This window comes from Pseudorhodobacter sp. MZDSW-24AT, from assembly GCF_002794355.1.
Lineage (GTDB): Bacteria > Pseudomonadota > Alphaproteobacteria > Rhodobacterales > Rhodobacteraceae > Pseudotabrizicola.
On record NZ_PGOI01000022.1, the window covers coordinates 1 to 6490 of the forward strand.

The window sequence follows — 6490 nt, forward strand, 5'->3', positions numbered from 1 at the left end:
GCCGGGCGTTCCTGCCAAGCGAAGAAGCCGCTCTGGCTGACCCCGAGGACGCGGCACATCCGGTTGATCGGGAAGCTGGCCTTCTCCGCTTCGATGAAGCCGAAGGTCATCCGTGGCGGGGTCTCTCAAACCGATGGCGTTCACCCGCCACATCCCTCTTTCGCGAAGAAGGCCGCGGCCTTTTTTAAGATGTCGCCATTCGCCGGGAAAACGATCCCCCGGATCGTTTTCTGATCCGGTTCAAATGCTTCAGGACCGCATTCTCGCGCCGAAGCCGCTTCAACTCGGCATGCAGATCGACAGGTGCCTCACTCGGCTCACCGGTGTCCCGCTCCTGACCCAGCCACCGCGTCAGCGTCGACAAGCCAATGCCAAGATCCTGCGCGATTTCCCGCCGCGTCCTGCCGCTGGTCAGTGCCAGCCGCGCCGCTTCACGCCGAAACTCCGGCGTCGGTCTGTTCCCGTTTCCCATAGAACACCTCCTGGTTCCTCAGTTGGTGCTCTCCACATTTCCCGGGCAAGTCCAACTTCGCGGATGGAGACTGCGATCTGCGCATATTTCTGGCTCTTCGGTATGGTGCTGGGAAGAGGTTGACCGGCAGGATAGCCGCAATCGGTATCGTGCACAGGCTGGCTTCAAAGCCCGGCTTTTTGGATGACGGCATTTTCTCGAAATGGTTCATGTCCGTTGTTCTCCGAGGCCGTCGACGATTATGGCAGGCAATCTTACGCCTGACCTGCCACGGGATTTTTCCTCCATCTGCGATTACAGTCCGGCCCATGGAGAGGACGGGCGATGAAGTAGGCACGACTGACGGAAGAGCAGATCATTGGCATCTTGCAGGTCGAGGAGGACAAGGAAACGGTCCGGGGGACCGTTTCCCCGACGAGGTGAGGCGGGGGAGAAGTGCGCTGATCTCTGCCGCAAGGACGGGATGTCGGAAGGGACGTTCTATGCCTGGAAGGCGAAGTATTCCGGGATGACGGTGTCTGAGGGTTGCCATTGGTGCGCCATTGGTTCGAGCGCCAATGGCGACGCGGCTGAAGGTGCTGGAGGACGAGAATGCCAAGCTCAAGAAGCTGCTGGCTGAGCAGATGCTCGACATGGCGGCGATGAAGGAACTGCTGTCAAAAAAATGGTGACGTAGAGCCATGAGCCGCCACTGGTTCAAGGCCATGGCGATACCGTGAAGCGCGAGGCTGTCGCGCAGCTTGAGGCCCATCTCGGGCTGTCGGAGCGGCGGGCGTGCGAGATTGCCGGGGCGGATCGCAAGATGGTTCGCTACCAGTCGCAGCGCGCGCCGGACACGGCGCTGCGCGGTCGGTTGCGGGATCTGGCCATTGAGAGGCGCAGGTTCGGCTACCGGCGGTTCTTCGTTCTGCTCAGGCGGGAAGGCGAGGCGTCGGGGATCAACCGCATCTACCGGCTCTACCGCGAGGAAGGGTTGACGGTCCGCAAACGCAAAGCGCGCTGGAAGGCCATCGGCACAAGGGCCCCGATCCTGATCGAAGCGCGGGCCAATGCGCGCTGGTCTCTGGATTTCGTGCATGACCAGTTCGCCTGCGGGCGGCGCTTCATTCGCCATTGGGCTCGAACCAATGGCGCCTCAATGGCTCATAGCTGAACGTGGTTGATGACGTCACGCGGGAGTGTCTCGCGGCCATCCCCGACACGTCGATCTCCGGTCGCCGCGTGGCGCGGGAACTGACAGCCCTAATCGAACGCCGCAGGAAGCCGGGGATGATCGTCAGCGACAACGGCACCGAACTGACCTCGAACGCAGTCCTGAAGTGGTGCGCCGAACACAAGATCGAATGGCACTACATCGCGCCGGGCAAAGCGATGCAGAATGAGTTCGTCGAAAGCTTCATGTATAGACGGCCCCGCGGGCGCAAGTGTTTTGAACGTGATCTTCATCGGCCGGTGCGTTCCTGTATTCGGCCTGTTTGTGCAGCCCATACATGACTGCTGGCCTGATGGTGTCCGCAGATCGACGCCACATCAACGGGACGCGCTTTGGTGCGCTTAAAGCTCCCCGGGCTTTCTCGATCCTCGGCTTTGCCGGTTTGCCATCACGCCGTTATTGCACTTGTGCCATCTCTCTGGCCCTTAGATTTGCTGATCCGTCCCGACTGAGCGGGTCCGGAATACCTCTCCGGTGGAGAGCATAGTCCAGAATGCCCGCGCAAGCTTGTTTGCAACTGCGATAGCAACAACCATAGGTCGGCGCCTCTCCAGCAGAGCATCGATCCACTGACCATCCACGCGAGAGCGGGCCTTTGGATACCGGACCACAGTGCGCGCGCCTAAGACCAGAAGGTGACGAAGATAGCGGTCACCTTGTTTGGTGATACCACCAAGCCTGTGCTTGCCTCCTGATGAGTTTTGTCGCGGCGTCAGTCCAAGCCAGGCAGCAAATTCGCGCCCTGATTGATAAGCCGAGGGATTCGGCACCGTGGCGGCAAAGGCAGTCGCGGTAATCGGGCCAATCCCCGGTATGGTCGTGAGCAAACGACAAATCTCATTGGACTGGTGAATCTCGGCAAGCCGGACATCAATCCTCTTGATCTGCCGGTTAAGTGCTTCCAGCGCTCCGACGAGAGCATCCAGCGCAAAACACGCATTATCAGGTAGGGCTTCGCGCATCTCATCCAGCTTTGCTATGAGTCCATCGACGCGGTGCCGAACCTGCGCGACTGTTACCCCATACTCGGCCAAGTGCGCCCTGAACGCACACGCAGCCATGGTTAGCTGCCGAACCAGAAGGCCTCGGGCTCTGTTGATCATCAAGAAAGCCTGATCCTCCCGTGACTTAATTGGGACAAAGCGCATGTTAGCGCGGGTCACAGCTTCGCAAATGGCCGCCGCATCAGTGGCGTCATTCTTCGCCCCGCGTCGCACGAAGGGTTTGACTTAGGCCGGGGGAATGAGCCGCACGTTATGACCGAGTTCCTGTAATTGACGGGCCCAATTATGGGCGGTCGCGCACGCCTCAATGCCTATCAAACAAGGCGGTAACGCCTTGAAGAAAGGCAGGAGATCACGACGCGTAAGTTGCTTGCTATCGAGCGTCTTGCCGAATGCATCAGCGACATGGACATGAAACACATTCTTCGCCAGATCGAGGCCCACCGTGGCTGGGGTCATGGAACTTCTCCTTGTGCAAAGTAAGACCACTATACGGTCCCCTCTCAGGAGCGGGGCCGTCTTCCCCATCAACGGCCGTATGCGGGACGAGTTTCTCAACGAGACGCTGTTCCGCAACCTCGCCCATGCCCGCGACCTGTTCGCGGCTTGGGTCACCGACTACAACACCGAAAGGCCCCATTCGGCCCTCGGCTACCAGACCCCCGCAGGCTTCGCCCAGCACCTGACCACCGCAATCGCCCGTCCCGCTGCACGCGATGAGGGTTCCGTGCGCCGGGCGATTGCTCAACCCACGCCAAAGGGCGTAAATCAACTACCGGCTCCGGTCGCCGCTGGATGAAAGTTCAGTGGCAGGTCATTGGCGACACGCTTCTGCTTCAACTTGAACGACCGGCGATTGTAGACATTGTTGCCGATGTATTTCTAATTGGTCAGTACCTGATGGACGGTCGCACGGGTCCAGAGGCGCTCGAGATCGGTCAGGACCCCGCGCTCGTTCAACTCGGCAGCGATTTCGCTTTCCGAACGACCGTGCTTCAGGAACCGGCTGTAGACCCAACGGACGGTCTGGACCTCAACGTCGGGCCCAGGCATCAAGATGACCCTGTCGGTGTGCAGGCTTTTGTGCTCGCCACGCTTTAGCTCGGCCTTCACTTCACCGCCTTCTTCAAGCAGGACTCGCCGAAGGCCAAAGCCAGCCGGGCCGCCCCGACGGTAGCCGAGCTCGATCAGACGGCACTGCCCGATGAAAACCTTGTTGGAAAGTTCCCTGCTGTATTCCCCAGCCATGGCACGCTTGACGCCTTTGACGATGGTTGCGATCGGATTGCCATCGTTTTCGAATTGTTCCGCGCAGTATTCGACCTGCTTGTTCGCGCGACGGCATATGTATTCGTAGTAGGCGGACTCGTCGGCATCCTGAAATCTGCCCCAGCGGCTGACGTCATAGACCAGTATCACTTCGAAATCGGCGGTGCCGTCCTCGACGTCCTGGATCAGTTGCTGCAAGGCTTCGCGGCCTTCGATCCTCAACTCACTCTTCCCGGCGTCGGCATAGGAACGGACCAGTTCGAAACCTCGTTCCGTCGCATACTTGCGGATCGCGTCCGACTGGTTTTACGTCGAGTACTTCTGGTGGTCGGTGGACATGCGGACGTACTCGGCCGCACGCCGTAACGGCGGGGAATTCGCTGGTCCTTTCGATGAAGGCGGCTCTTTGCCTGCCATGGCCCTCTGCCGATCCATTCATGCAGGCGTCTCCGTCCGATCGGACCCGGGGTCTTGGCTGGGGCGCAAAAGGGAATCTGCCGCTGTGTTGTCTTCTCCACAGGTTTACCGGAGGAGGACGCCGCGATGCGGGTCAAGATGGGCACATCTGTGCCGAAAATGGGCACATCTGTGCACCTGGACGCTAATCAAACCGCCTATCGCGAGGCCATAGCCGATGCCCTGCGGCGCGAACTGGGACCGACGGATCAGGCCATCAAGACGGTGATGCGCTGGACGGGAGCGAGTGAGCGGACGGCCAAGTATTGGCTGACCGGCGAACGCGGTCCGAGCGGAGAGCATCTGATCCGGCTCGCGCAGCATTCAGACGCTGTGCTGATCACTACCCTCACCATGGCAGGGCGACTGTCGGAGCAGCCGCGGCACAGATATCCAAGTTGTCCAGAACGGCTTCTTATCATACAAAATCTCAGACAGGATGACCCAAGGTCCGAGGGATCATCACAGCCATAAGTGCACCCTATGGTCAGGGTAAATCAGAGATGCGGAGAATAGGCCCCCACATTCTCCGCATGTCTTGCGGTGTTTTTCATTGCGCTTGCGGCGAATGCGGCCCACAATCACCGCAATTGGCGCGGAGAATGTGGTGTACATCTGGGAACAACCAGACTGGCCGAAGCTGACATGGCAGGATGGCAGCATTGCTGCACCCCTGGCTGCCGTCCGTCACGACCAGGGACGATTGATCGGCCGGATGGAAGCGCTGGGCTTCAAGCTGCGCGAGGAGGCGGTCCTGCAGACCCTGACGCAGGACGTAGTCAAGACAAGCGAGATCGAGGGCGAACAGCTGGACGCCACACAAGTGAGGTCATCGCTCGCCCGGCGGCTCGGCATCGACATCGGCGCCCTGCCCCCGACCGATCGCAATGTGGGAGGCATCGTCGAGGTGATGCTGGACGCAACGCGGAACTTTCAGGCCCCGCTCACCGCAGAGCGTCTTTTCGGCTGGCATGCAGCTTTGTTCCCTACCGGGCGAAGCGGCATGACGAAGATCATCGTCGGAGACTGGCGCGATGATAGCACTGGTCCGATGCAGGTGGTGTCTGGGCTCTACGGCCGGGAGAAGATTCACTACTCGGCCCCACCCGCACCGCGGATCCCGGCGGAGATGGAAGGCTTCCTCACATGGTTCAACGCGCCCCTGGCCACCGACCCTGTGATCAAGGCGGCGCTGGCGCATCTTTGGTTCGTGACGATCCACCCGTTCGAGGACGGCAACGGTCGTATCGCCCGCGCCATCGCCGACCTGGCACTTGCCCGGTCGGAGGGAAGCTCGCAGCGGTTCTACAGCATGTCCGCGCAGATCAGAGCTGAGCGGAACGCCTACTACGACCAGCTTGAGCGCACCCAGAAGGGTGGAACGGACGTCACGGGATGGATCCTTTGGTTCCTCGATTGCCTCGGCCGCGCCATCCACGGTGCCGACAGCGTCTTGGCGGCGGTCGTCGCCAAGGGACAGTTCTGGGAACGCGCAGCGGCACAGGCGCTGAACGAACGCCAGATCAAGGTACTGAACCGCCTGCTTGATGGATTCGAGGGCAAGATGACCTCTTCGAAGTGGGCCAGCATCGCCAAGTGCTCACAGGACACCGCGAACCGCGACATCGCGGCGCTACTGGACCTCGGGCTGCTGCGGAAAGGCGAAGGTGGCGGCCGCAGCACGCACTATGAGTTGGTGCTGTGAGGGTACCGACGACGGTTATAGAGGTGGTTCTGCTGATCTGAACAGGTTCCGAGCGTTTTCTAAGTGGTTTTCCGCCTCGGTTACGCCGCCACCGCTTCGGGCATTGGCTGGTTGAAGTAGGCCTGATCGGGGGTTTTCCCGTCAAGCGATGAATGCGGTCGTCGGCTGTTGTAGAAAGTCAGATACCGCCCAATCCCGGCGCGGGCTCGCTTGCAGCATCATACCGCTGTTGCGCAGAAAATCCACTTATCCCGGCTGTTCAGATTTCCGCAGCCACCTCTTATCCGCAACCTCGATGGGGGTCTGGCAGGGATCCTGGCCTTGGGTGCTCCGGACATGACAAAGCCCCGACGGTTGGTCGGGGCTGGTGT

4 protein-coding genes and 4 pseudogenes are annotated in these 6490 nt (G+C 60.4%); 4 read left to right on the forward strand and 4 right to left on the reverse strand.

Annotation, left to right across the window (positions count from 1 at the left end):
• Positions 1-184: 184 nt before the first annotated feature.
• Positions 185-472 (reverse strand): transposase, encoded by a 288-nt coding sequence (locus tag CUR21_RS19110; protein ID WP_100198528.1) that lies wholly within the window; start codon positions 470-472, stop codon positions 185-187.
• Positions 473-838: 366 nt separating this feature from the next.
• Between CUR21_RS19110 and CUR21_RS18395 the strand changes: the two are divergent.
• Positions 839-1870: pseudogene (locus CUR21_RS18395) on the forward strand (IS3 family transposase); the annotation flags it as partial.
• A 240-nt stretch (positions 1871-2110) separates the two neighbouring features.
• On the opposite strand, the pseudogene CUR21_RS18400 reads toward CUR21_RS18395, so the two are convergent.
• A pseudogene (locus tag CUR21_RS18400) lies at positions 2111-3148 on the reverse strand (IS110 family transposase).
• Positions 3149-3161: 13 nt separating this feature from the next.
• Here CUR21_RS18400 and CUR21_RS18405 point away from each other — a divergent pair.
• Positions 3162-3488, forward strand: coding sequence for a transposase (locus tag CUR21_RS18405; RefSeq protein ID WP_369802551.1), 327 nt, complete (start codon positions 3162-3164; stop codon positions 3486-3488).
• 17 nt (positions 3489-3505) lie between these two features.
• On the opposite strand, the pseudogene CUR21_RS18410 reads toward CUR21_RS18405, so the two are convergent.
• Positions 3506-4297 (reverse strand): annotated as a pseudogene (locus tag CUR21_RS18410) (recombinase family protein); the annotation flags it as partial.
• A gap of 204 nt (positions 4298-4501) precedes the next feature.
• Between CUR21_RS18410 and CUR21_RS18415 the strand changes: the two are divergent.
• Both CUR21_RS18415 and CUR21_RS18420 read left to right on the forward strand, forming a co-directional pair.
• Positions 4502-4888 (forward strand): hypothetical protein, encoded by a 387-nt coding sequence (locus CUR21_RS18415; RefSeq protein WP_100198529.1) that lies wholly within the window; start codon positions 4502-4504, stop codon positions 4886-4888.
• 133 nt (positions 4889-5021) lie between these two features.
• Positions 5022-6119 carry a Fic family protein gene (locus CUR21_RS18420; RefSeq protein WP_100198530.1) on the forward strand — a complete coding sequence of 366 codons (1098 nt, stop codon included), beginning with the start codon at positions 5022-5024 and terminating at the stop codon, positions 6117-6119.
• An 80-nt stretch (positions 6120-6199) separates the two neighbouring features.
• On the opposite strand, the pseudogene CUR21_RS18425 reads toward CUR21_RS18420, so the two are convergent.
• Positions 6200-6325 (reverse strand): annotated as a pseudogene (locus CUR21_RS18425) (integrase core domain-containing protein); the annotation flags it as partial.
• Positions 6326-6490 lie beyond the last annotated feature (165 nt).